We start from the raw sequence: 21,935 nt of genomic DNA, 5'->3' as shown, positions 1-21,935 counted from the left end.
AACCTCACAACGACGACGGCGCACGCCGGCCACCGAATTCGGAGAGAACTTCATGCGCACGCTCAGCCTCATCCTTGCTTTCGGTTTCGTGCTCGCCGGCTCCTCGTTCGCAGGCTCGCCGGACGGCAATGTCCCGGGTATCGGTACTTTCCAGTACAGCGGCTCGCCGATCATGATCCCGGCACCGCAGCCGATCGTGGTTGCCGCGCGCTTCTGATCGCCAACAAGAAAAATCAGCCAATAAAGGCCATCATGCTTGCTCGTTCCTGCGCCGCGGCGTTCATATCCCTTCTGACGATCAGTGCCGTTCAGGCGCAAGTGCGCTCTCCCTCCAGATTACCCGATCCCCGTACCGAGTTCGTGAGGCAATGCGCGCCGCGCATGCTCGGGCGATGGGAGCATCCGGAAGAGGTCTGCGGCTGCCTGCACGATCATGCTGCCGCCGTCGTCGAGGATCGCGATCTTCGCGAGGCCCTGCTGCGCGGCATCAGCGAGACCGGGGTGCCGACGATCGAGACCGACTGGGTGCCGGCCGCAAAGCAGACCGAAATCGGCCCGACCTTCACCAAGATCGCCAAGCCGACCCTGCAATGCATGTTCGATCCGGCGAAGTAGCGGTCATCGCTTTGATTTCGGACCAAATCGCGACACGCAGATGCTCGTCCGTGCGACGCCCTTGTCGGTCATTTTGGCGCCGCGCACTTCCTTGACCTGTCCGGCGGGGCAGGTTCCGTCGTCCACTTGCACGCGCTGGCCGAGCTTGAGATCGACGATGTCCTGCTCGCGTCCGACCGAGCCTGCGCGCGCCGTCGCGGCGAGTGCGATGAAGATCAGGAGCGAAAGGCAAGTCGCGCGGCGTAGCAGCATGGGGTGAGCTCCGGCATCGGTGCCGCAATGTAGGGAGCGGCAGCCGATTCTCATAGTGAACGTTCGTCACGCCCGCCCGGCCGGCTTGCGCCTCGCGCGCAAGGCCACTCGCGATTCCCGCGCGAGCCGCTCGGCGGATGCGACGAGCTTCGGAACCGCGTGGCCGGAAAATCCCAGCACGAAACCGGGTAGAGGGCGTGAGCGTGAATAAGTGTCGGCCAACAGCCAGCCTTCGGCGCCGGCGGCCTGCTTGGCTTCTGCCGCCACCAGCAGATCGACCGAGGGATCGAACCGGGCGACAAGATGCAGGCCCTGTGATGGGACCGGCACCGACAGCAGGCCGTCGGATGCGGCTTCGAGCGTCCCGGCCAATGCGTCGCGCGCCTCGCGGTAAAGCTTGCGCACGCGCTTCAGGTTCGCCGCGAACGCGCCGGAATTGAGCATGTCGGCCACCGCGCCCTCCATCAGCGTGCCGGGAAAGCGGTCGAGGGCGGCCCGCGCCGCGGCGACATCCGCAATCAAGCGCTCGGGCAGGGCGCAATAGCCGATGCGCGGGCCCGGAAACAACGTCTTGGCGAACGTGCCCATGTAGATCACACGCTGGAGGTGATCGATGCCGGCCAGCGACATCAGAGGCGCGCCGTCATAGCGGAACTCGCTGTCGTAATCGTCTTCCAGCACGAAGGCGCCGGCCTGCCTGGCCCAGTCGAGCAGCTCGAGCCGCCGCGGCATCGACATCTGCACACCCAGCGGAAACTGGTGCGACGGGGTCACATAGGCTGCGCGCGCGGACGGCGCCGCTGCGCGGCCTTTGGCGACACGCATGCCATGCGCGTCGACGGGAACGGACACGGCACGATAGCCGCAATGCGCGATGGTTTTCCGCGCAGCGGGGTAGCCGGGGTCTTTCGCACCAGACCTGGTCGTTGGGCTTCAGGATCGCGCTCAGCACGATGCGCAGCGCGTGCAGCGTGCCCGACGTCAGCATGATCTGATCGGGATCGCAGCGCAGGCCCCGCGCCGACAACAGATGATCGGCGATCGCCGCACGCAGCTCGCGGCTGCCACGCGGATCGCCATAGTGCAGATGCTCAGCGCCGAAGGCGCGCATGCGACGGCCGACAAAGGCGCGGAAACGCTGCACGGCGCGCGCGTCGATATGGGTGCAGCCGAGCGAAAACGCGCCTTGCCCGGGCGTTTCGACGCTGATCTTCGGCCGCTTCGGCTCAGCCGCGCGCGCGGGGATGCGCGCGGCGACGAAGGTGCCGGAGCCGACGGTGGCGTCGGCAAAGCCGTCGGCAATCAGCCGCTCATAGGCGGTGACGACGGCATTGCGCCGAAAGCCGGTCTGTTTGGCCAGCGTGCGCGACGGCGGCAGCGGCTCGCCGGGTTTCACCAGACCGCCGACGATCATCTCGCACAGTGCCTGATACAGCCGGTGCGCCGACGAGGCGCCAGCCGTGATGTGCGGGCCTGCGAGGTCGAGCGGCAGCTCGGCTTTGGCCGGCGAGGGGACAGAATTGGTCGGAATTTTTCGCATGGAATTGGCACTATCGCAGACCAAATCCACGGATACAACTGCTCTGGAATTGTTCAAATCCGACAGGAGCGGCCGTGAGCCAGACCGAGAACCAGAATTCCTATCCGACATCCGCGCGCAATCAGGTGAAGCGCCGTCACGACCGCGGCTTCTACGATCACGACACCGTTCATCGCATCCTGGATTCCTCGATGCTCTGCCACGTCTCCTACGCCATCGACGGCCAACCCTATTGCACGCCGACTTTCTTCTGGCGCGAAGGGACGAAACTGTACTGGCACGGCTCGAGCGCCAGCCGCATGCTGCGCAACCAGACCCGGGGCGAGCGCGTGTGCCTGACGGTCGCACATCTCGACAGCCTGGTGCTGGCGCGCTGCGGGTTCAATCACTCGGCCGATTACCGCGCCGTGATGGCATTCGGCACCGCCTATCTCGTCACCGATCCCGAGGAAAAAGAACGCGCGGTGATCGCGATGGTCGACCGCTTCTTCCCGGATCGCACCGCCAGCCTGCGGGCGAGCAACACGCAGGAGATCAAGGCGACCTCCTTTATCGCGATGGAGATCGAGGAAGCCTCCGCGAAAATCCGGGCCAAGGGTGTCGCCGACGACGACGAGGACTATGAATTGCCGATCTATGCCGAGCGCATCCCGGTGCGCACCGTGCTCGGTGCGCCGGAACCTTGCCCGCGGCTGCTCGACGGCGTGAGCCGGCCGGCGACACTGAATGGCTATTCGGAGGGCCGGCTGCTCGAAGACGCATTGCGGGATGCCTATTTTGCAGAGTACCCGAACGGCTGAAATCGGTTAGCTTGCGCTCCATCGATGATCTCAATGCCCCGATTGGAGTTGCCGGATGAATGCCGAAACGCAGCAGAGGATTCTTGACGCCGTCGATGCCGGCTTCGAAGCCCAGCTCGCGACCACACGCGATTTCGTCGCGATCCCCTCGACGCGCGGTGCGGAGGGGCCATGCCAGGACATGATCGGCGACCTCCTGCGCGCGCGCGGATACGAGGTCGACGACTGGCACATCAATGTCGACGACCTCAAGGATCTGCGCGGCTTCGGGCCCATCGAGCACGATTTTTCGAAGGCCCGCACTGTGGTCGGCACGTACCGGCCCAAAACCGAGGCGGGCAAATCGCTGATCCTCCAGGGCCATTGCGACGTGGTGCCCGCGGGGCCGCTGGAATTGTGGGACACCCCGCCGTTCTCGCCCGTCATCAAGGACGGCAAGATGTTCGGTCGCGGTGCCTGCGACATGAAGTCGGGCACCATCGCAGCGCTCTCCGCGCTCGATGCGATCAGGGCCGCGGGCCTGAGGCCGACGGCGCGGATTCACTTCCAGTCTGTGATCGAGGAGGAGAGCACCGGCGTCGGGGCGCTCTCGACGCTTCAACGAGGCTATCGTGCGGATGCCTGCTTCATTCCTGAGCCGACCGGCGGCAAGATGGTGCGCTCGCAGGTGGGCGTGATCTGGTTCCGCCTGCGCGTGAAGGGCCATCCGACCCATGTCGCCTTCGCCGGCTCCGGCGCGAATGCAATCATGGCGGCCTATCATTTGATCCAGGCGCTGCAAAAACTCGAGATCGAGTGGAACGAGCGCGCGAAAGCCGATCGTCACTTCAAGACGCTGAACCATCCCATCAACTTCAACCCCGGCATCATCAAGGGCGGCGACTGGGCTTCCAGCGTGCCGGCCTGGTGCGATGTCGATTGCCGGATTGCCGTGTTGCCGGGCTGGTCGATCGCCGATCACCAGAAGGAGATTCTTGCGTGTGTCGCCGCCGCCGCACGCAACCACCGCTTCCTCGCCAACAATCCGCCGGAGATCGAATGGTCGGGCTTTTTGTCGGAAGGCTATGAGCTGACCGATGCGGCCGCGCCTGAGGCGGCGTTCGGCAAGGCCTTCAGCACCGTCTATGGCGGCCAAATCGAAGACCTCGTCTTCACCGCGCTAACCGACACCCGCTTCTACGGCCTCAATCACGGCATCCCGAGCCTGTGCTTCGGCGCGAGTGGCGGCGAGATGCACGGCTTCAATGAATATGTCGATCTGGACTCGCTGAAAAAGACGACCAAGGCATTGGCGCTGTTCATCGCGGATTGGTGCGGGGTGGAGCAGGGGTAGGGGCCTTCCCCCGTCATTGCGAGGAGCCCTTGCGACGAAGCAATCCAGACTGCCACCGCGGAGGCAGACTGGATTGCTTCGCTGCGCTCGCAATGACGGGGGCTGCCCAATCCACCCGCGTCCCAAAATCCTTTAAGCTTAAAATAAAGACTAGGATGGCGGCCGCGCCGGTGGCAGACTAAGGCCCGGTCCGCAGGACAGTCCGAGGAAGGCACGATGCGCGATTGGGATGACGCCTACGCCAATTCGGCCCATATCCCGGGCTCGGACAAGATACCGGCGCTGTGGGCGGAGCGCGCGGCGGCTTATCGCGCCGGGCTGAAGGAGTTTCGCGCCGACATCGCCTATGGCCCCGGTGAGCGCCAGCGCCTCGATCTGATCTTGCCCGACGGCGACAGCAAGGGCCTCGTCGTGTTCGTCCACGGCGGCTACTGGATGCGCTTCGACAAGTCGACATGGACTGATCTCGCCGAAGGCGCGCGCCATCACGGCTGGACGGTGGCACTGCCAAGCTACACGCTGACGCCGGCCGCGCGCATCTCCGACATTACGGCGGAAATCACCACAGCGATTGCCAAGGCGGCCTCGCTGGTCGCGGGCCCGATCCGGCTCGCCGGCCATTCCGCCGGCGGGCATCTCGTTACGCGTATGCTGTGCGACGACAGCCGGCTGGAGCCCGCCGTCTACAACCGCGTCGCCGGCACGCTGTCCATCAGCGGCCTGCATGATCTGCGTCCGCTGCTCAAGACCAGGATGAACGACACCCTGCGCATGACGATGGAGGAGGCGACGCTGGAAAGCGCGGCGCTGCATCTGCCGCGCGGGCCTTCGTCGGTGACCGCCTGGGTCGGTGGCAACGAGCGGCCCGAATTCATCCGCCAGTCCGATCTGATGGCCAATGTCTGGACTGGTTTCGATGTGCCGACGCGTCTTGTCGTCGATCCCGGGCTGAACCATTTCACCGTGATCGACGCCCTCAAGGACCCGTCGTCGACCATCACCGCGCGCCTGATCGGCCTCGACTGACGAGGCCTTGAAGATCGATCGAAAGGGCCTGCCATGACGTCCAGCCAATACGATCCCGCAAGCGAAGGCGCTGAGACCGATTTCGCCCGGCGCATGTCCTATGGACACTATCTGGCGCTGGACGCGATCCTCGGCGCGCAGCATCCCCTGTCGGAAGCCCATGACGAGATGCTGTTCATCATCCAGCATCAGACCACCGAGCTGTGGATGCGGCTCGCCATCCACGAGCTCAGCGCCGCACGCCGTTCGATCGCGAAGGATGAGGTGCAGCCTGCAATGAAGATGCTGGCACGGATGTCGCGCATCTTCGAGCAGCTCAACGGCGCCTGGGACGTGCTGCGCACCATGACGCCCAGCGAGTATACGCGCTTCCGCTCGCAGCTTGGCCAGTCTTCAGGCTTCCAGTCGCGGCAATACCGGCAGATCGAATTCCTGCTCGGCAACCGCAACCACGCCATGCTCAAGCCGCACGCGCACGATCTGGAAACAACGCAGCTGCTCGAAGCCGAGCTCGCAACGCCAAGCCTCTATGACGAGGTGCTGCGGCTCGCCGACCGCAACGGGCTCAAGATGCCTGCGGCCGTGCTGGCGCGCGATGTTCGCGAGACTCATAGCTTCAATGAAGGTGTGCTGCAGGCTTGGCGTATCGTCTACGAGGCGCCGGAAACGCACTGGATGCTCTACGAGCTCGCCGAGAAGCTGGTCGATTTCGAGGACTATTTCCGGCGCTGGCGCTTCAACCATGTGACGACGGTCGAGCGCGTCATCGGCTTCAAGCGCGGCACCGGTGGCACTGGCGGCGTCAGCTACCTCAAGCGCATGCTGGAGGTCGAGCTGTTTCCGGAACTCTGGCGCGTGCGCACGATCCTGTAGAGAATTCCATGACCAAGCTTCGCGTCTACGACGACACCAAAGCGCTGTTCCATATGCCGGACGGTGTGATCTATCTCGACGGCAATTCGCTCGGCGCGTTGCCGCTTGGCGTTGCCGAGCGCGTCAGCCGCGTCATCACCGCCGAGTGGGGCGATGACTTGATCCGCGCCTGGAATACGGCTGGCTGGTATGCCCAGCCGCGCCATGTCGGCGATCGCATCGCGCGCCTGATCGGTGCGGAAGCCGGCTCCGTCATGGTCGGAGATACGCTGTCGCTCAAGGTCTATCAGGCGCTCGCCGCCGCGCTTGACATGAACGCGTCGCGCAAGGTCGTTCTATCGGACACCGGCAACTTTCCGACCGACCTCTACATGGCCGAAGGCCTGATCGCGACCCTTGGCCGCGGCCATCAATTGCGCCTGGTGGCGCCGGAGGAGATCGAGGCTTCGTTGTCGGAGGAGATCGCGGTGCTCTACATCACCGAGGTCGATTACCGCACCGGACGGCGCCAAGACATGGCGAAGCTGACTGCAAGAGCGCATGCGCTCGGCATCGTCACGGTCTGGGACCTCGCGCATTCGGCCGGCGCGCTGCCAGTTGACCTTGCAGGCACCGGCGCGGATTTCGCCGCTGGATGCACCTACAAATACATCAACGCCGGCCCCGGCGCGCCGGCCTTCCTCTACGTTGCGCCGCGCCACGCCGACAGCGTGCGCGCCGCTTTGTCGGGTTGGATGGGGCATGCAAGGCCGTTCGCGTTCGAGCTTGCCTATGCGGCGGCAGGTGGCGTTGAGCGCATGCGCGTGGGAACGCCGCCGGTGCTGGCAATGGCGGCATTGGAAGCTTCGCTCGACGTCTGGGACCGCGTCGATATCGCCGAGGTCCGGGCCCGCTCGCTGGCCCTCGGCGATCTCCTGATTGCCGAGGTCGAACGCCGCTGTCCGTCCTTGAAGCTTGTTACGCCGCGCACGCATCAGCGCCGCGGCTCTCAGGTCTCCTTCGCCTTCGACGGCGGCTATGCCGCGATGCAAGCCCTCATGGCCCGTGGCGTGATCGGCGATTTCCGCGCGCCTGACATCATGAGGTTTGGCATCACGCCGCTGTATATCGGCGAGGGCGAGATCGTGCGGGCAGCCGAGTTTATCGAGGAGGTGATCGCGGGCGAAATTTGGCGGCGGCCGGAGTATCAGGTGGTGAATGCGGTGACGTGAGGTACGAACGCTGTCTCCCCGTCATTGCTTTGCCGCGAAGAGCAATTCACCCTGTGAGCAGAATGATTTGGGAGGAGATCCGATGACGCCGCTCGAGAAAATTAAAGCAATGAAGATGCCGTTTGCCGAACTCAAGGGCGTCGAGTTCGTCGAGGCCGGGAAAGATCGCGTGGTGGCGCGGATGACGGTCAGGCCTGATCTCTGCACGCTTCATCACACCATCCACGGTGGCGCCGTGATGGCGCTGGCAGATTCCGTCGGCGCAGCGGCCACCGTGATCAATCTGCCGGAGGACGCCAAGGGCACAACCACGCTCGAGAGCAAGACCAATTTCATCGGCGGGGCCAAGGAGGGAACAACGGTGATCGCGACCGCCACCCCAGTCCACAGAGGCCGGCGGACCCAGGTCTGGACCACCCGGCTGGAGACCGAGGACGGCAAGCTGGTTGCCGTGGTGACGCAGACCCAGCTGGTCCTCGTGTGAATACGGGGGCTTGATTCCATTAACGAATTAGTGGCCCCCGTGCCCGAAACTTGGGCAGGTTCCGGTCTTGAAAAGTTTGTTGCGATGCACAATATTGGAGGCCTAGGGATTCGAACGCCTCCTCGAGGGACACCAAGAGGAGTTTTGACTTGTCACTCGCAGCAGATTTTGGACTTGAAGTAACCAACCGCCCGAAGTCCGTTCAGGGCTACGTGCGGACCTTGAGCCAGCAGGAAGAATTGCCGCTTTTGCGCGATCACCTGCTGAGGCTCGATGCCGAAAGCCGGCACGACCGCTTCAACGGTTTTCTCGACGACAGTTTTATCGAGCGTTACGCCGCCCGCTGTGCCGAGGACGGCACCGTTATTGTCGCCTATATCGTCGATGGCGTGGTCCGCGGTGCGGCCGAGCTGCATCCGCCCGAGGGCGATTCGCTGCCCGAGGTCGCCTTCAGCGTGGAAGCTTCGGCGCGGCGCCAGAACGTCGGCACCGTGCTGTTCAGCCGCCTGATCGCGGAAGCGCGCTGGAAAGGCTACAAGCGCCTGCGCATCACCACCGGCGCCGAGAATCACCCGATGCGCGCGCTCGCCAGGAAGTTCGGGGCGCATCTGCAATTCCGTCATGGCGAATCGACCGGCACGATCGATCTCGCCAAGGCGCCTGAGGACGAACTCGCTGATCTCGCGGCCTCGCCATTCAGGGCCGGCCGCGCTCTTATCAGCTTCAACTCGACCTGCTGGAAGATCATCTCCAGCATCTACGGCAATCGCGCCGCCTGACCTGAAAAATCCGATTGGAATCAAAAAAGCGGACCGGCAAAACCGGTCCGCTTTTGTATTGTATGTAGGGACTAGGCCGTCAGGTGCCGGTGCGCTTGTCGTTGCCGAAGCGGCGCACGACACGGCGTTCGACCACCACCGAGCGCTGCGCACCCTGTTCGCCGGCGATCACGCGGGTCGAGGTGATGCGGCTGTTGGTGCGAACCTGCTTCTTGACCTCGGCCTGGACGACATCGAGCGGCATGCCCATCAAGGCTGCGGCGATCTCGGCCTGCTGCTCCTGATCATCGGTGATGCCGACGGCGGCGAAGATCGCCTCGTCTAAGGTCGGGGGATCGTGGCGCACGCGCCGCGTGCCATATTTGGTATTCCAGTCTGCGTTCATAACGGCCTCGTTTCGATGCCGCGATACCTAGTGCCGTCTATGTTGCATTGCAATATGAAATCGGTGTGGCATCTCAGCTATGCACCGGTTGGGTGTCAGGGTAGTGACGGGAGACCGGCAACATCCGCAACCCGCTGTTGTGGCCAGCGTTTCAGCGCCGCCTGGCCAGCTTCCGTCAGCCCGTAGATTCCCCGCTCGGTGCGTTCGAACCAGCCATACACATTGTTAAGCATGATCTTGCCGGCATCGGGACAGCGCCGGCGCAATTCGCTCACCCGCCGCGGGCCTGCCGCGAGCTCCGAGGCGCAGGCCAGTGCCTGCTGCCGATAGGCCGTCATGATCGGCGCGCGCGTGCTGCCGCCCAGCGCCGGATCGCCCTGGCGGCGCTGATGCTCTGCGACCAGGCGCGAACGGACCTTCGGCTCCCGGCGTGGGGCTGCCGTCGGCGGCTTCACCAGCACCTCGACCTGACCGCGGTCGGTCACCCCGAGCATGCCGAAGCCGAGGCGGCGACAGAGATTGCGATAGCGTGCGTCGGTCTCGCGTCCCTTGCCGCGCGCTGACATCTTTGCCGCAATCCAGACCTCGTCGCCGGCCGGTGCACGATCGACCGCCTGAAGGATCAGCTCGAGATTGAAGGTCAGCTTGAGCTCGCCGATCACCACCACCGGAGGATCGCCGGCGCTGAGGCCCACGAGATCGCAGCCGCCGATCTCGCCCTTGACCGTGAAGCCGAGCTCTTCGAGGAAGCGTTTGACAGGCAGATAGAGCGTGGTTTCCAAAGGAAGCTTCCGAATGTCACGTTCGATCGGAGAATCAGTCTGCGTCAGTTTAGCCCCGGAATGGACTTAGAGTTCTGCGCCATTTGATCGGGAACAGATGATCCGGCTATCCTGCGGGTGGGACAATCGGGCGCTTCACGAAGATGACCATCAGGAATGGGCTCTATCATATCCGCATCGAAATGCTGGATGCCGTCCAGGGCGGCAACCAAGGCGTCATGGTGATGCGCGACGGCACCATGCGGGGCGGGGACTCATTCTTCTTCGCCTACGGCAGCTACACCTCGGCCAACGGCAAGTGGAAGGGCGAGCTGACCAACGAGGAGCATTCCCCCTCGTTCGACGAGCGCCCGGTGTGGGGCCGCAAGGTCGTGACCATCGGCTTCAGTGGCACTTACAATGGCGAGACCGCGTACGGCGAGGGCATCGCGCTCGCCGGCAAGCAGAGCATCCGTTTCAGAGGCAATCTCCGGCTCTTGGTGCCGGATTGATTACACCCGCCCGCCAACCGGGATCAGCGCGCCGGTGACGCCGCTGGCGGCATCGCTGGCGAGGAACAGAATGACTTCGGCGAGTTCCTGCGGTGTCACCCATTTGGCGAAGTCGGCCTTCGGCATGTCGGCGCGGTTGGCCTTGGTGTCGATGATCGAGGGCAGCACCGCGTTCACGGTCACCTTGCCTTTCCACTCGCTCGCCAGCGCCTCGGTGAGCCGGTGGACGCCGGCTTTCGACGCCGCATAGGGGCCCATGCCGGAGCCGGCCTGAAGCGCGCCCATGGCCCCGATATTGACGATGCGGCCGGCCTTGGACGCGGCCAGATGCGGCAGGGCCGCCTGCGAGGCGTTGAGTGCCGTCAGCACGTTGAGCGCATGCATGCGCTGCCATGTCTTGACGTCGCCGTCGCCGACGGTCTCGAAGGCGAAGCCACCGGCGATGTTGACCAACGCGTCGAGCCCGCCAAAGTGTCTCGCCGCTGCCTCGACCGCCGTCTTTGCTTGTGCTGCGTCGGACAGATCGACGCCGCCGATCTCGATGCGCTCAGGCATCGCGGAGATTTGAGATGGCGCATGGTCGATGCCGGCCACGCGCGCGCCGCGTGCCAGCGCGGTCTCGGCGACCACCTTGCCGAGCGCGCCGAGTGCGCCGGTCACGATCAGAACCTTGCCTTGCATCATTGTTCTCCCGGCACGGCCGCTTAAGATTTACGGCCGCCTACGATTGCAGATAGCGCGCCTTCAGTGCGATCCGCTCCGGTGTGCCGAGCTCGAGACCGTCGCGCAAGTAGGTTTCGAGATCGCCATACTCGCTACCGACGGCCTCGAAAGCAGCCGCAAGATACGAGGCCTCGACGTTGCCGATCGCGTCGAGAACATCGGCGGGAAGATCGGAGACGTTTGATGCGTCGCGCTTGTAGTGCTGGTTGGTCAGCAGATAATCTTCGGCAATGACGTCATCAGATACGCCGAGCGCATGCAGGATCAGCGCGCTGGCAAAGCCGGTGCGGTCCTTGCCGGCGGTGCAGTGGATCACGAGCGGCGCGCGGTCCTCCAGGAGATGCCCGAACAGGTTGCGGAAACTGGCCGTGTTGTGGCGTACATAGTTGCGATAGGATTCGCGCATGAGTTCGAGCGCGACCGGCGCGGTCAACCTGCCCCTGCCGAGCTCGGCGCGCAGCGCAGCCACGACTGTCGGCTCGATCGGCAGCGAATGCACGGCGATCTCGTTGACCACGCAGACACCCGCCGCGCGTTCCTCGACGCCGCGAAAATCGAAGGCGCTGCGCACGCCCAACGCGCGGACGATCTCGATATCGGCAGCAGTGAGCTGGCCGAGATGGTTGGAGCGGAAGATCTGCCGCCATCGCGTGATACGGCCATCTGCGGTCGGATAGCCGCCGAGGTCGCGAAAATTGCTGGCGCCTTGCAGCGCGAGATGGCGGGTAGGGGAGTCTTTCATGGAGGTGTCTTGTCACGCATCTGAAGCGGTCGGTGAACGCCTGTGCGACCATATGATCCCGCAATCAGGTCCGGAATCAAAAAGGGCCGAAACACCGTTGTTTCGACCCTTTTTCGAACTGACGCCGGGCATCGAGAGACCGCGGCGGTATTGAACCGAACGCAGGCATCAGCGATCCCATTTCGGCTTGGCTTCATCGACTGCTTCCTGATGGTACCAGCTGCCGCTGCAAATCGTCTCGTTCACGGGGAGCGAGGCGTGGTTGGCGGGAAGGCGGGTCTCACCGTTGCGGCGCCCCCCGAGAGCCGAGCGGCCCCCGACAGGGAATTGGTAGATCTGTGCAGATCCGTGACTCAGTCCATTGTTCATCATTGCGGTATCTCCCGAGATCGCAGCGCTGGCCTCCATGGTGCGCCCGACTCGTTGGCTTGTGGTTACTGGAATCCCCATATCGGCCGTGCATTCCGAAATGCAAAGTGCTGAAAAGGAAATCACCCTTGGCCTATTTTGTAGGCAGACTGCATTCTGCTTCCTCTAAGGCAGCGCTCGGGTGGCTAACGCGTGGGCCGTTGCGAAGGTTGCGGGCGACGGTCGCAGTCTTGGCGAATATTGCCCGACGTTGATGCGCGTTTAGCCGGCAACCTTAGGCCCGGGCCGGCCTGCTTCAAAATCGGGCGATTTCCGCGGGATTTTTGCGATGCAGCTTCACGCAAAGGTGCGCCGCTATGACGCAGGCGCACTGGCCGATCCGCCGGGAGGGAAGAGGGGGCCGGCGGCGGTGGAAAACCTCCCGCGCTGCGGCCTTTTGGCACGTTAAATGCTTGGAAAGGGTCGGCCGATGTTGGCCGGGTAAACAATCGTGCGGGGGCCTGCGGCCCCCACCTTTCGCATCATCTACAGAGAGGCTCAATGACCAAGTATAAGCTCGAGTACATCTGGCTCGACGGATATACGCCGACTCCGAACTTGCGCGGCAAAACTCAGATCAAGGAATTCGCGTCGTTCCCGACGCTCGAGCAGCTTCCGCTCTGGGGCTTCGATGGCTCCTCCACCCAGCAGGCTGAAGGCCACAGCTCCGATTGCGTGCTGAAGCCGGTCGCGGTGTTCCCGGATGGCGCCCGCACCAACGGCGTGCTCGTGATGTGCGAAGTCATGATGCCCGACGGCAAGACCCCGCACCCAACCAACAAGCGCGCCACCATCCTTGACGATTCCGGCGCCTGGTTCGGTTTCGAGCAGGAATACTTCTTCTATAAGGACGGCCGTCCGCTCGGCTTCCCGGCCTCGGGGTATCCGGCGCCCCAAGGTCCGTACTACACCGGCGTCGGCTTCTCGAACGTCGGCGACGTCGCCCGCAAGATCGTCGAAGAGCATCTCGACCTCTGCCTGGCTGCCGGCATCAACCATGAAGGCATCAACGCGGAAGTCGCGAAGGGCCAGTGGGAATTCCAGATCTTCGGCAAAGGCTCCAAGAAGGCCGCTGACGAAATGTGGATGGCCCGCTACCTGATGCTGCGCCTGACCGAGAAGTACGGCATCGACATCGAGTTCCACTGCAAGCCGCTCGGCGACACCGACTGGAACGGCTCCGGCATGCACGCCAACTTCTCGACCGAGTACATGCGTACGGTCGGCGGCAAGGAGTACTTCGAGGCGCTGATGGCGGCCTTCGACAAGAACCTGATGGACCACATCGCCGTCTACGGCCCGGACAACGACAAGCGTCTGACCGGCAAGCACGAGACCGCGCCCTGGAACAAGTTCAGCTACGGCATTGCCGATCGCGGTGCTTCGATCCGCGTGCCGCACTCCTTCGTCAACAATGGTTACAAGGGCTATCTGGAAGACCGTCGTCCGAATTCGCAGGGCGACCCATACCAGATCGCTTCGCAGATCCTGAAGACGATCGCCTCCGTGCCGGCCGACAAGAAGGCCGCCGCCTAAGATCCTCCCGGCCCGGGCTGGGGGGCTGGCCCGGGTTGGACTTCGATCCGCCGAAGCCGAAAGGCTTCGGCGGATTTTTCATTTTGCTGACAGCCGTTGCGGAGACTCATCGGACCTCATGGCCGGAAACTTGTCCATCGCCGCCGAAAGCGGGATAGAGTGCGTCTGGGTGCGCGCAGGGCCGGGGACGGCTGGTGTTTGAAGGCTTCTACAAGGTGAGATTTCAGCTCGGCGACCGGGTCGGCCGGAGCGTGATGCATGCCGGCAACGGCAAGATGCTCGGCGGCAATTCGGCCTTCGCCCATATCGGCACCTACGTGAAGACCGAAGCCGGCGTCGACGTCGTGATCAACACCGTCCGCCACAACCCCGATCCGAACTATCGCGCCATGGCGGGCACGGACGATGCGACGTTGCTTGCCAAGGGCTGGGCCGACGGCGATCTCTATCGCTTCAAGGGCGAGCTCAAGGAGCTGCCCGGCGTACCCTTTCAGTCGTTGATGACACCGATCACCGAAGACGAGATGCCGATCGCCGGCGGTGTCGGCGAGGCCGGTATCGCCGACGGGCTCTACTCGGTGCATCTGCGCATGCTCGATGGCGTCGACGGCGGTCTCACCGGCGTGATGCTGCTCAACAAGGGCCGCATCCTCGGCGGCGATGCATCGTTCTATTATCTCGGCAGCTACACCGCCGCCAACGGGCGCTGGAAGGGCCAGATCCTCAATCAGGAGCACACGCCGGCCAAGGACGATCCGATCTTCGGCGGCCACGAGGTCGGCATCGGCTTCTCCGGCACCTATGATGCCGAAGAGGCGGTGGTGGAGGCAACGGCGCTCGCCGGCAAGCGCAGCCTGCGCCTGACCGCCGCGCTCAAGCTGATGCACCGCGCCTGATCGTCACGGGAATCGCTGATGGAAACAATTCGCATGCTCTCGACGCTCGGCCTGATGGGCGCGATGCGCAGCCTCTCCTCCGCGTACGAGACCGCGACCGGCGTCCACATCGATGCCGATTTCGCGCCGACGCTGGCGCTGCTCAAACGGTTGCGCGACGGCGAGGCCGCCGATCTCGTCATCCTCACCCGCGAAGGGCTCGACGAGATGATCGGCGAGGGCCGTGTGATCGCCGAGAGCGCTGCCGATCTCGCGCGCTCCTTCGTCGGCATCGCGGTGCGGGCAGGGCAGGCACATCCCGACATCGCCACGGCATCCGCACTGCGCAACACGCTGCTCGCGGCGCGGTCGGTGGCCTATTCGCGACTGGGGGCGAGCGGGGTCTATTTCGCCCGGTTGATCGCGCAGATGGGGATCGCGGAAGAGATCAACGCCAAGGCCACCATCGTCGAGCAGGGCTTTACCGCGGAGCGGCTCGTGAGCGGCGAGGCCGACCTCGCGGTGCAGCAGATCAGCGAGCTGAAGCAGGTCGAAGGCATCGAGGTGGTCGGCCCGATCCCGCACGATCTGCAAACGCCGGCCGTGTTCTCCGCCGGTCGGATGACAAACGCCGAGAACGCCGACGCCGCTGACCGGCTGCTGCGCTATCTGGCATCGCCCGAGGTGGTCCCCGTGCTGCGCCAATCGGGACTCGAGCCTTGAATTTGCCGAGACTGCGACGCAACCTGGCGTCCATGCGGACTTTCCTCGTTGCCATCCTTCTCACGCTTGCGGTGCCGTTGTCGGCGCATGGGCAATCGGCCGACCTCGTGCTGTGCGACCGGGTCGCGGCCGATCCCAGCGATCCCGACAAGCCGGCCGACGTCAGGGGCGCGACCGAGATTGCGGCCTCCGACGTTGCGACCGCCATCAAGTTCTGCAAGCAGGCCGCGTCGTCGTCGCGGCGCGCGATGTTCGCGCTCGGCCGCGCCTATGCGGCCAACCGGCAACCGGCGGACGCGATGGCAGCCTGGCGCAAAGCTGCCGACAAGGGATCGAGTGCGGCGATGGTCGAGCTCGGCGTGGCCTACGGTACCGGCTCCGGCGTCGCCAGGGACGAAGCGCAGGCGCGGAAATTGTTCGAGAAGGCGGCGCAGGCCGGCAATCCCCGCGGCATCAGCAATCTCGCCGCGCTTGGCGGCAGCGGCGGTGCCGCGCCGGCCGATCCGGCACAGGCGCGCGCATTGCTGGGCAAGGCCGCCGAGACCAACGCGGAGGCGCAGTACCAGCTCGGCATGATGCTCTCCGAAGGCACGGGCGGGGCGAAGGACGACGCCGCGGCGCGCGCGCTGTTCGAAAAGGCTGCCGCGCAAAACCATCCCGGCGCGCTGGAGCGGATGGGCGCCTTCGCGCAGGAGGGCCGCGGCGGGCCAAAGGACAAGGACGCCGCGAAATCCTACTACGAGCGCGCCGCAGCGCTCGGCGACGAGGATGCCAAGCAGGCGCTGGAGCGGCTGCGCTGTCCCTATGCGATCAAGGACAAGCAGGGCAAGCTCGTCACCACGCTGTGCTTCTAAAGCCCGATGAACGCGCTGTAGATTTATTTGTGAGCATGATCTTTTCGGGAAACCGCTGCGCATTTTTCCGGATCATGCCGTAGCGCCTCGGCCGGCGGGTTCGAAGCCGGCTTTGGTGAGTGCGCAAGGACCGTTCGCGACCGGCCAAACAAAAAAACTCGAAAAACAACCCCATGCACAGTAGCCAAGTGGTTGAAATCACAGGCCTGCAAATGGTGTGAAATCGCCATATGCGGAATTGCCGAAATTGCTTGCGCCGTCGGGCAAAACAGGCGCATGATGGCATCATGGCAGGGCGTGGCTTCGCGAATGGCCCTGCGCGAAAAAGCCCGATGGTCTTGATGCGATGGCAGTGCTAGGTAGCGCGTGCTTTCCTTATGATTTTGCGGGTCACTTGCGTTGCTGGACGGGCTCTACAAGGTTGAATACGGCGTCAACGATGCCTTCGGCCGCAGCATCATGTGCATGCATGATGGCAAGCTGCTGGGCGGAAATTCGGCCTTCGCGCATCTCGGAAGCTATTTCGAGCGCGACGGCGAGATCATCGCCGAAGTCATCACCGAACGGCACAACGACGATCCCAACTACAAGCCGCTGATGGGGGCTGATGTCGCCGCGATCGGCGCGCGCGGCCGACTCGTCGGCAACCAGATCCGTCTCGCGGGCAGCGCGGACACGATGCCGGGCGCCGGTTTCTGGGCCAATCTCACGCGGCTCGATGACGAGGGGTTGCCGCCGCAGGGGACGATCGGTCCAGGCGGGGTGGTGAACGGGCTCTATGCGATCCATCTGCGCGCGCTCGACGGCGTCGATGCCGGGCTCTCCGGCGTCATGCTGCTGATGGACGGCCGCATCCTCGGCGGAGATGCGTTCTTCTACTATCTCGGCTCCTATTCCTCGGCTGACGGCCGCTGGAAGGGCGAGATCCTCAACCAGGAGCATACGCCGGCAAAAGGCGAGAACCCCGTGTTCGGCGGCTATGAGGTCGGGATCGGCTTCTCCGGAACCTGCACGGCGGACAGCGGCGAACTCGAAGGCATCGCGCTCGCCGGCAAGCGCAGCCTGCGGCTCGCGGCCTCGCTCAAGCTGATGCGGCGGGCGTAGGGCGGTTACTCAAAGATTTGGGATCTCCGCTCGAGAGGCTCAACAGGCCTGACGTCCGAGCCGCGGCAATGTCGGCAAGTGACCCCCAAGCGGACATATCGAAATCAGGACAGATCGAAACGGCCGAGACGAGAAGCACTGCGGCTCAGCTAGGGAAGTCCTTTTGTCATCGTAAAGGGATTGAACCCACGTTCCGCAAGGGCAGCCCACGAAGCTGCGCCAAGATGTGACAATCGGAAATAGTTTCGCGGCTTGGTCGGGTCGGTGTCCAACACGAACCCCGTCGGTAACGCGCGGACAGTCGTGGCATAGAACCCACCATCGGGCGACCTCTGGGATTCGATGACAGCGATCAGCGATTCTGCCCTCTTCGTCTTGCCGAGCAATTTCATCAAGAGAGCCATTTGGCTCGTACCTTCGGTCCACACACCGTCTCGGTCTTCACCGTAAGAAAAGCCTCCGCCGACACTCATTCGCTGTTCGGCGGTCGTCATTGCCGATGCAAATTTCCCGGCCGCTCCGTGAAGCGCTGTTAAAGGCCAGATCTGGGCATCCAGAGCCAAAATCGGATTATGCGTGACACCGTCTTCAGCGGTTCCTGCGGCGAAACAGACGCACCCCGGATCCCACATCGTATTTACAAAGTACTCGGCAACCGTTGCCTTATCGCGCCAGCGCGAATCGCCTGTGCGGATCGCAAGAAGGCCAAACGCGGCGGCGAGGTCAGTATTATGTTCAGTCGATTTCCACGTCCGCACTTCCGGCGTCGGTTCGTGCCCAAACGTACCTCCCGTGAAACCGCCAGTACCGCGCGTATCGGCCCATTGCGCGACCCAAGCGCCAAGCCGCGCTGCACCATCGCGAAACGGGGAGCCGGTGTTCACATCATCAATCGACAGCAACGCCAACATGGCCCATGCCATGTTACCAACATCGCTTCCCACCTGATATCGATCCTCCAACCATTCGTTCCGATTATTGTCCCACCAACCCGGAAGTTTGGCGGAGCCATTCGCCACCACACCCGCGGCGTAAGCGTTTCGGAGCCGTCCATCATGCCAGGTCCGGTCATTATCGACGGCCCAGAGGATCGCCGCGCCCATCCGACTTGCTTTGTCTCGCTCACCGCAACCGACCAACGCGATGACGGCCACCGCATTGTCATAGAGGTATGCGGCGCCATGGAGAGGCCCCGATTCCACGGTCGGATAGCTGGGCAAAAACAACGGCCCTGGCTGCGCCTTATCAATTTGACTAGCGAGGTACCCGCATGCAGACGCTTCCGGTGTTGCCAAAGCCCGTAGTGGAGCGGTGGCTAAAATGATTATGAAGGTCGTTACGATCCATACGAAGGTTTCTATTCGGGCCACTTGGCCGTTCTCCAGGGTGGACGATGATTCTATATACCCATCGGCGAAGTCTGGAAGTGGCCCCATCGCAATCGCGCTTGCGGTGCCCGCTCATGTCCGAAGTTGAGGGTAGACCGCCCGCCCTGACTGCCCACGGCCGAAACCGGCGCTATTGACCCACCGCGGAGTCCGACGCATCGAGCTCCCCCCGAGGGTGTGGACGGTCGGGTTCCGATACTCGGAACTCATCGGGATCGCAACGGGATTCACATGCCTTAATGAAGCCGCGCACGACCGCTGCTTTAATTCGCGGTTCGGTAGCGAATTTGAGTAATGGGGGCGATCATGCAGGACTTTCAAGCTGAGCTGGCCTCTCGGCTCAACGACCTCTATTGCCGGCTCTCAGAACTGGAAAATCTTCGACTTCAGATCGAAGATGCGGAGCGATGCCATCGGGCTGTGATTGCACCGCCGCCCCTCGCAACTATTTCGCCGTCAAGCTCGAAAAGAGCCTGCACTTCGCTGAGGGAGCGGACGCGCTTTTGACCACCCGTGGCGGACATCGCTGTGTTGAGCTATAAGCGCAGGAGCGAACGTCCTTTTGGCATCATCTGATGGAGCAGCAAGGTCAGTGGCAGGTCGCTGGTAGTGCGCCCGAAGTGTACGAACGGGAGTTGGTCCCGGCTGTGTTTGGGCCATGGGCCCCCGTCCTGATAGACCTCGCTCGGCCGAAGCTGGGCGAACGCGTAGTCGATATTGCTTGCGGCACTGGAATAGTGGCGCGCCTCGCGGCGGTGAAGGTGGGCCCTACCGGGATCGTGACGGGCATCGATCTCAATCCTGGCATGTTGAACGTGGCACGATCGCTCGGGATGGCCGATGACGCTGCCTCGGTTCAATGGCAGGAGGCCAGTGCAGACAAACTGCCGTCCGCTGACAGCGCGTTTGATATTGCGTACTGCCAACTCGGCCTCCAGTTCTTCGCCGACAGACCAGCTGCTTTGCGCGAAATGCGCAGAGTTCTATCTTCAAGGGGAAGGCTCGCCCTCATGGTGTGGTGCGGCATCGATCAAAGTCCCGGGTTTGAATCTTTAGCCAAAATACTGGAGCGCCACATCGGTCCAGCGGCGGCCACAATCATGCGAGCTCCATTTGGACTCGCCGATGCCGATGAGCTGAGCCGACTTGTCGCTGCTGCGAACTTTCAGGATATCACGGTTCAACGGAGGGTCGGTGCCATCGAATTTCCATCCGTCGAACGATTTGTACCTAGCTATGTTGCGGGTTCGCCACTGGCCAGTCATGTATCGCAAGCAAGCGAGGTGGCTCGCGAACACCTGGCCGAAGATACCAAGTTGGAGTTGGGAAAATACGTGGGTAGTAGCGGGTTATCGTTCCCGATAGCGGCTCACCTACTCACCGCAACTGCTTGATACGTCCGCTGACGGCATGGCCCTTAGCGGACCGCTGGCCTAGCCGCGCGGCCCCCGAGGGAGTGGATGATCCGCCGGTTTGCACGGGAACTTTTGAGCACTTTTGCACTTATCAGTCCTGCCGCGATGGTCGCGCTAATCAAGCGCTCCATCGAACTCCTCCAAGCATCAGCTCCTAAAGTTCAAAGCCGAATGCCATCCGGTCGTCGACCTCCGAGCGATGCACCGTCCTGAGGGGAGTGAACTTCATCCATCCTTGCACGATGAGGCTTGAGCGGGGGCTCATTTGGCGATGCCCGCTTCTGGCCCGTGGCTGACCTCAGCCCAGAGCGCGGCGATGTCCGCTTCGTGCAAGTGACCCGACCAAGGTTATGCTGGCTGAAGAGGGCAGCCTTTGACCCCTGGCAGACCTAGGCTGGGCGCTTGCTCGAGCTGGTCAGACGATCATGAGACATCGGCTGCAGTATGCCGTACATCAGTGTCCGCCATAACCATTCGACCGGGCCGTACCTGTACCGGTCTAACCACCAACCGCTGACAAATACCTGGCAGACGTAGACGAAAAGCCCGATAGCCAGTGCTTCGGCCGCCCCGAGCTGCCCAAATAGCCCGAGGCCGTATCCGTAGAAAATCCAGCCAAAGATCATGGACTGAGCGAGGTAATTCGTGAATGCCATGCGCCCTAGCGGCGCAGCCCAGCCCAGCAATCGCTTGCCGTTCGCCAGATCGGCGACGGCGATGATCATTGCACCGTAGCCGAAAGCCAGCAGGATCGTGCCGGTGGGAGTGGCCAGTGCGCCGAGACCGACGCCCGCTACGACGCCGCTTACTCTTAGGAGGATCAAGACTGCGCCTAGCCCAGTACAGCTGATTGCTGTCAAGAACAGGAGTGGACGATCTCGCTTCCTCAAGGCATTGCTGCGCCAGACGAGGGCACCAATCAAAAATAGCCCTATCGTCCGCGGGAATACGTAGATGTGGAGAGGAACGATCACTGGGATTTCGCTGACCCGGAACGCCAGCACCTGCCCGAAGCTGCCCCCTGCATAGACCTGATTGGCTTCAAGCACATGGCGTTGCAACGAAGCCAAGCTGGGAAACAATCCAGGAGGGGACCACACCTGCATGGCCAAATACAGCGCCAGGAATGTCGCCGCGCCGCATGAAAGCAGCCAGCGGGGGCCAAACAGGAATGGTAGGACGACTAACCCTGCGATCGCATATTCGGTAAGAATGTCACCATTCCAGATCAGGAAAAGGTGAATCAGTCCAAACATCAGCAAGGCGATCAGACGGCGAAACAACAGAAGCGCGCGATGCGGGTTGGTCGAGAGGTGCTCATATTGAATGGCAAGTCCAACTCCGAATAACAGTGAGAACAGGGCAAATGCCTTCATATCGACCGCGAGCATCAAGACTGTCTCGACCGCGCGGTCAAACGGAGGTGCCGGTCGCCCGGCGGGTAAGAACTGCTCGAAGATTGAGACGCGGAATTCAGTGACGACGTTAATAGCAAGGACGCCGAGCAACGCCAGGCCGCGAAGCACATCGATAGTTTCGATGCGCTGCCTTGGGTTTACAGGGCCGGAGCGGCTCTCACAGCTTATGGCGACCATT

General features: G+C 63.1%; 24 protein-coding genes and 1 pseudogene. 16 read left to right on the top strand and 9 right to left on the bottom strand.

The genetic code is table 11. The features are described 5' to 3' along the window. Nucleotides 1-52: 52 nt before the first annotated feature. Together AC0L23_RS02345 and AC0L23_RS02340 are read left to right on the top strand one after the other, a co-directional pair. A complete protein-coding gene (locus AC0L23_RS02345) occupies nt 53-217 on the top strand; it encodes a hypothetical protein (protein ID WP_018456302.1) in 165 nt (54 codons plus the stop codon). 35 nt (nt 218-252) lie between these two features. Then, nucleotides 253-615 carry a hypothetical protein gene (locus AC0L23_RS02340; RefSeq protein WP_085352965.1) on the top strand — a complete coding sequence of 121 codons (363 nt, stop codon included), beginning with the start codon at nt 253-255 and terminating at the stop codon, nt 613-615. A gap of 3 nt (nt 616-618) precedes the next feature. On the opposite strand, the gene AC0L23_RS02335 is transcribed toward AC0L23_RS02340, so the two are convergent. Both AC0L23_RS02335 and pdxR read right to left on the bottom strand, forming a co-directional pair. After that, entirely contained in the window at nt 619-867 is a 249-nt protein-coding gene (locus AC0L23_RS02335; protein WP_085352966.1) for a DUF6719 family protein, read from the bottom strand. Nucleotides 868-933: 66 nt separating this feature from the next. After that, nucleotides 934-2,407, bottom strand: a pseudogene (gene pdxR, locus AC0L23_RS02330) (MocR-like pyridoxine biosynthesis transcription factor PdxR). A gap of 74 nt (nt 2,408-2,481) precedes the next feature. Between pdxR and AC0L23_RS02325 the strand changes: the two are divergent. From AC0L23_RS02325 to AC0L23_RS02295, 7 genes are all read left to right on the top strand, one after another. Then, nucleotides 2,482-3,207 (top strand): pyridoxamine 5'-phosphate oxidase family protein, encoded by a 726-nt coding sequence (locus tag AC0L23_RS02325; protein WP_085352969.1) that lies wholly within the window; start codon nt 2,482-2,484, stop codon nt 3,205-3,207. Between the two features lie 55 nt (nt 3,208-3,262). Further along, nucleotides 3,263-4,540 (top strand): ArgE/DapE family deacylase, encoded by a 1,278-nt coding sequence (locus AC0L23_RS02320; RefSeq protein ID WP_085352971.1) that lies wholly within the window; start codon nt 3,263-3,265, stop codon nt 4,538-4,540. A gap of 216 nt (nt 4,541-4,756) precedes the next feature. After that, on the top strand, nt 4,757-5,566 hold the full coding sequence (locus AC0L23_RS02315) for an alpha/beta hydrolase (protein WP_085352972.1): 810 nt from the start codon (nt 4,757-4,759) through the stop codon (nt 5,564-5,566). Between the two features lie 33 nt (nt 5,567-5,599). Continuing rightward, on the top strand, nt 5,600-6,439 hold the full coding sequence (gene kynA / locus AC0L23_RS02310; protein WP_018456311.1) for a tryptophan 2,3-dioxygenase: 840 nt from the start codon (nt 5,600-5,602) through the stop codon (nt 6,437-6,439). An 8-nt stretch (nt 6,440-6,447) separates the two neighbouring features. Continuing rightward, entirely contained in the window at nt 6,448-7,650 is a 1,203-nt protein-coding gene (gene kynU / locus AC0L23_RS02305) for a kynureninase (RefSeq protein WP_085352973.1), read from the top strand. 82 nt (nt 7,651-7,732) lie between these two features. Beyond that, entirely contained in the window at nt 7,733-8,134 is a 402-nt protein-coding gene (locus AC0L23_RS02300; RefSeq protein ID WP_085352975.1) for a PaaI family thioesterase, read from the top strand. Between the two features lie 149 nt (nt 8,135-8,283). Then, nucleotides 8,284-8,913, top strand: a complete 630-nt coding sequence (locus AC0L23_RS02295; protein WP_085352977.1) for a GNAT family N-acetyltransferase — start codon at nt 8,284-8,286, stop codon at nt 8,911-8,913. Between the two features lie 79 nt (nt 8,914-8,992). Here AC0L23_RS02295 and AC0L23_RS02290 read toward each other — a convergent pair whose 3' ends face one another. Together AC0L23_RS02290 and AC0L23_RS02285 are read right to left on the bottom strand one after the other, a co-directional pair. Then, the gene (locus AC0L23_RS02290) at nt 8,993-9,298 is read right to left on the bottom strand and encodes a hypothetical protein (RefSeq protein ID WP_007591844.1); all 306 of its coding nucleotides are present in this window, start codon (nt 9,296-9,298) and stop codon (nt 8,993-8,995) included. A gap of 95 nt (nt 9,299-9,393) precedes the next feature. Then, complete coding sequence (locus AC0L23_RS02285) at nt 9,394-10,080, bottom strand: DUF2161 domain-containing phosphodiesterase (RefSeq protein ID WP_018456316.1); 687 nt, start codon at nt 10,078-10,080, stop codon at nt 9,394-9,396. A 143-nt stretch (nt 10,081-10,223) separates the two neighbouring features. Between AC0L23_RS02285 and AC0L23_RS02280 the strand changes: the two genes are divergently transcribed. Further along, nucleotides 10,224-10,571 (top strand): GrlR family regulatory protein, encoded by a 348-nt coding sequence (locus tag AC0L23_RS02280; RefSeq protein WP_018456317.1) that lies wholly within the window; start codon nt 10,224-10,226, stop codon nt 10,569-10,571. Here the strand turns inward: AC0L23_RS02280 and AC0L23_RS02275 are convergent, their stop codons facing one another. The 3 genes from AC0L23_RS02275 to AC0L23_RS02265 form a co-directional block, all read right to left on the bottom strand. Continuing rightward, the gene (locus tag AC0L23_RS02275; protein ID WP_085353066.1) at nt 10,572-11,252 is read right to left on the bottom strand and encodes an SDR family oxidoreductase; all 681 of its coding nucleotides are present in this window, start codon (nt 11,250-11,252) and stop codon (nt 10,572-10,574) included. 40 nt (nt 11,253-11,292) lie between these two features. Further along, nucleotides 11,293-12,036, bottom strand: coding sequence for a tyrosine-protein phosphatase (locus AC0L23_RS02270; RefSeq protein ID WP_085352978.1), 744 nt, complete (start codon nt 12,034-12,036; stop codon nt 11,293-11,295). A gap of 168 nt (nt 12,037-12,204) precedes the next feature. Further along, nucleotides 12,205-12,405, bottom strand: a complete 201-nt coding sequence (locus AC0L23_RS02265; protein ID WP_371261365.1) for a DUF2735 domain-containing protein — start codon at nt 12,403-12,405, stop codon at nt 12,205-12,207. A gap of 540 nt (nt 12,406-12,945) precedes the next feature. On the opposite strand from AC0L23_RS02265, the gene AC0L23_RS02260 reads away from it, so the two are divergent. From AC0L23_RS02260 to AC0L23_RS02240, 5 genes are all read left to right on the top strand, one after another. Further along, nucleotides 12,946-13,980, top strand: a complete 1,035-nt coding sequence (locus AC0L23_RS02260; protein WP_018456321.1) for a glutamine synthetase beta-grasp domain-containing protein — start codon at nt 12,946-12,948, stop codon at nt 13,978-13,980. A gap of 194 nt (nt 13,981-14,174) precedes the next feature. Beyond that, nucleotides 14,175-14,876 (top strand): GrlR family regulatory protein, encoded by a 702-nt coding sequence (locus AC0L23_RS02255; RefSeq protein ID WP_085352980.1) that lies wholly within the window; start codon nt 14,175-14,177, stop codon nt 14,874-14,876. 18 nt (nt 14,877-14,894) lie between these two features. Further along, nucleotides 14,895-15,578 carry a substrate-binding domain-containing protein gene (locus AC0L23_RS02250; RefSeq protein WP_085384882.1) on the top strand — a complete coding sequence of 228 codons (684 nt, stop codon included), beginning with the start codon at nt 14,895-14,897 and terminating at the stop codon, nt 15,576-15,578. A 32-nt stretch (nt 15,579-15,610) separates the two neighbouring features. Next, the gene (locus AC0L23_RS02245) at nt 15,611-16,432 is read left to right on the top strand and encodes a tetratricopeptide repeat protein (protein WP_085352983.1); all 822 of its coding nucleotides are present in this window, start codon (nt 15,611-15,613) and stop codon (nt 16,430-16,432) included. A 399-nt stretch (nt 16,433-16,831) separates the two neighbouring features. Further along, nucleotides 16,832-17,536, top strand: coding sequence for a GrlR family regulatory protein (locus AC0L23_RS02240; RefSeq protein ID WP_018456325.1), 705 nt, complete (start codon nt 16,832-16,834; stop codon nt 17,534-17,536). 149 nt (nt 17,537-17,685) lie between these two features. Here the strand turns inward: AC0L23_RS02240 and AC0L23_RS02235 are convergent, their stop codons facing one another. Beyond that, nucleotides 17,686-18,906 (bottom strand): hypothetical protein, encoded by a 1,221-nt coding sequence (locus tag AC0L23_RS02235; RefSeq protein WP_240543387.1) that lies wholly within the window; start codon nt 18,904-18,906, stop codon nt 17,686-17,688. Nucleotides 18,907-19,499: 593 nt separating this feature from the next. Here AC0L23_RS02235 and AC0L23_RS02230 point away from each other — a divergent pair. Beyond that, complete coding sequence (locus AC0L23_RS02230) at nt 19,500-20,318, top strand: methyltransferase domain-containing protein (RefSeq protein WP_085352985.1); 819 nt, start codon at nt 19,500-19,502, stop codon at nt 20,316-20,318. 410 nt (nt 20,319-20,728) lie between these two features. On the opposite strand, the gene AC0L23_RS02225 is transcribed toward AC0L23_RS02230, so the two are convergent. Further along, a complete protein-coding gene (locus AC0L23_RS02225) occupies nt 20,729-21,934 on the bottom strand; it encodes a DUF418 domain-containing protein (RefSeq protein WP_085352986.1) in 1,206 nt (401 codons plus the stop codon). Between the last annotated feature and the right edge of the window lies 1 nt (nt 21,935).

Source organism: Bradyrhizobium sp. MI1.4 (assembly GCF_055811315.1).
This window is presented reverse-complemented; position numbering and strand designations above follow the sequence as displayed.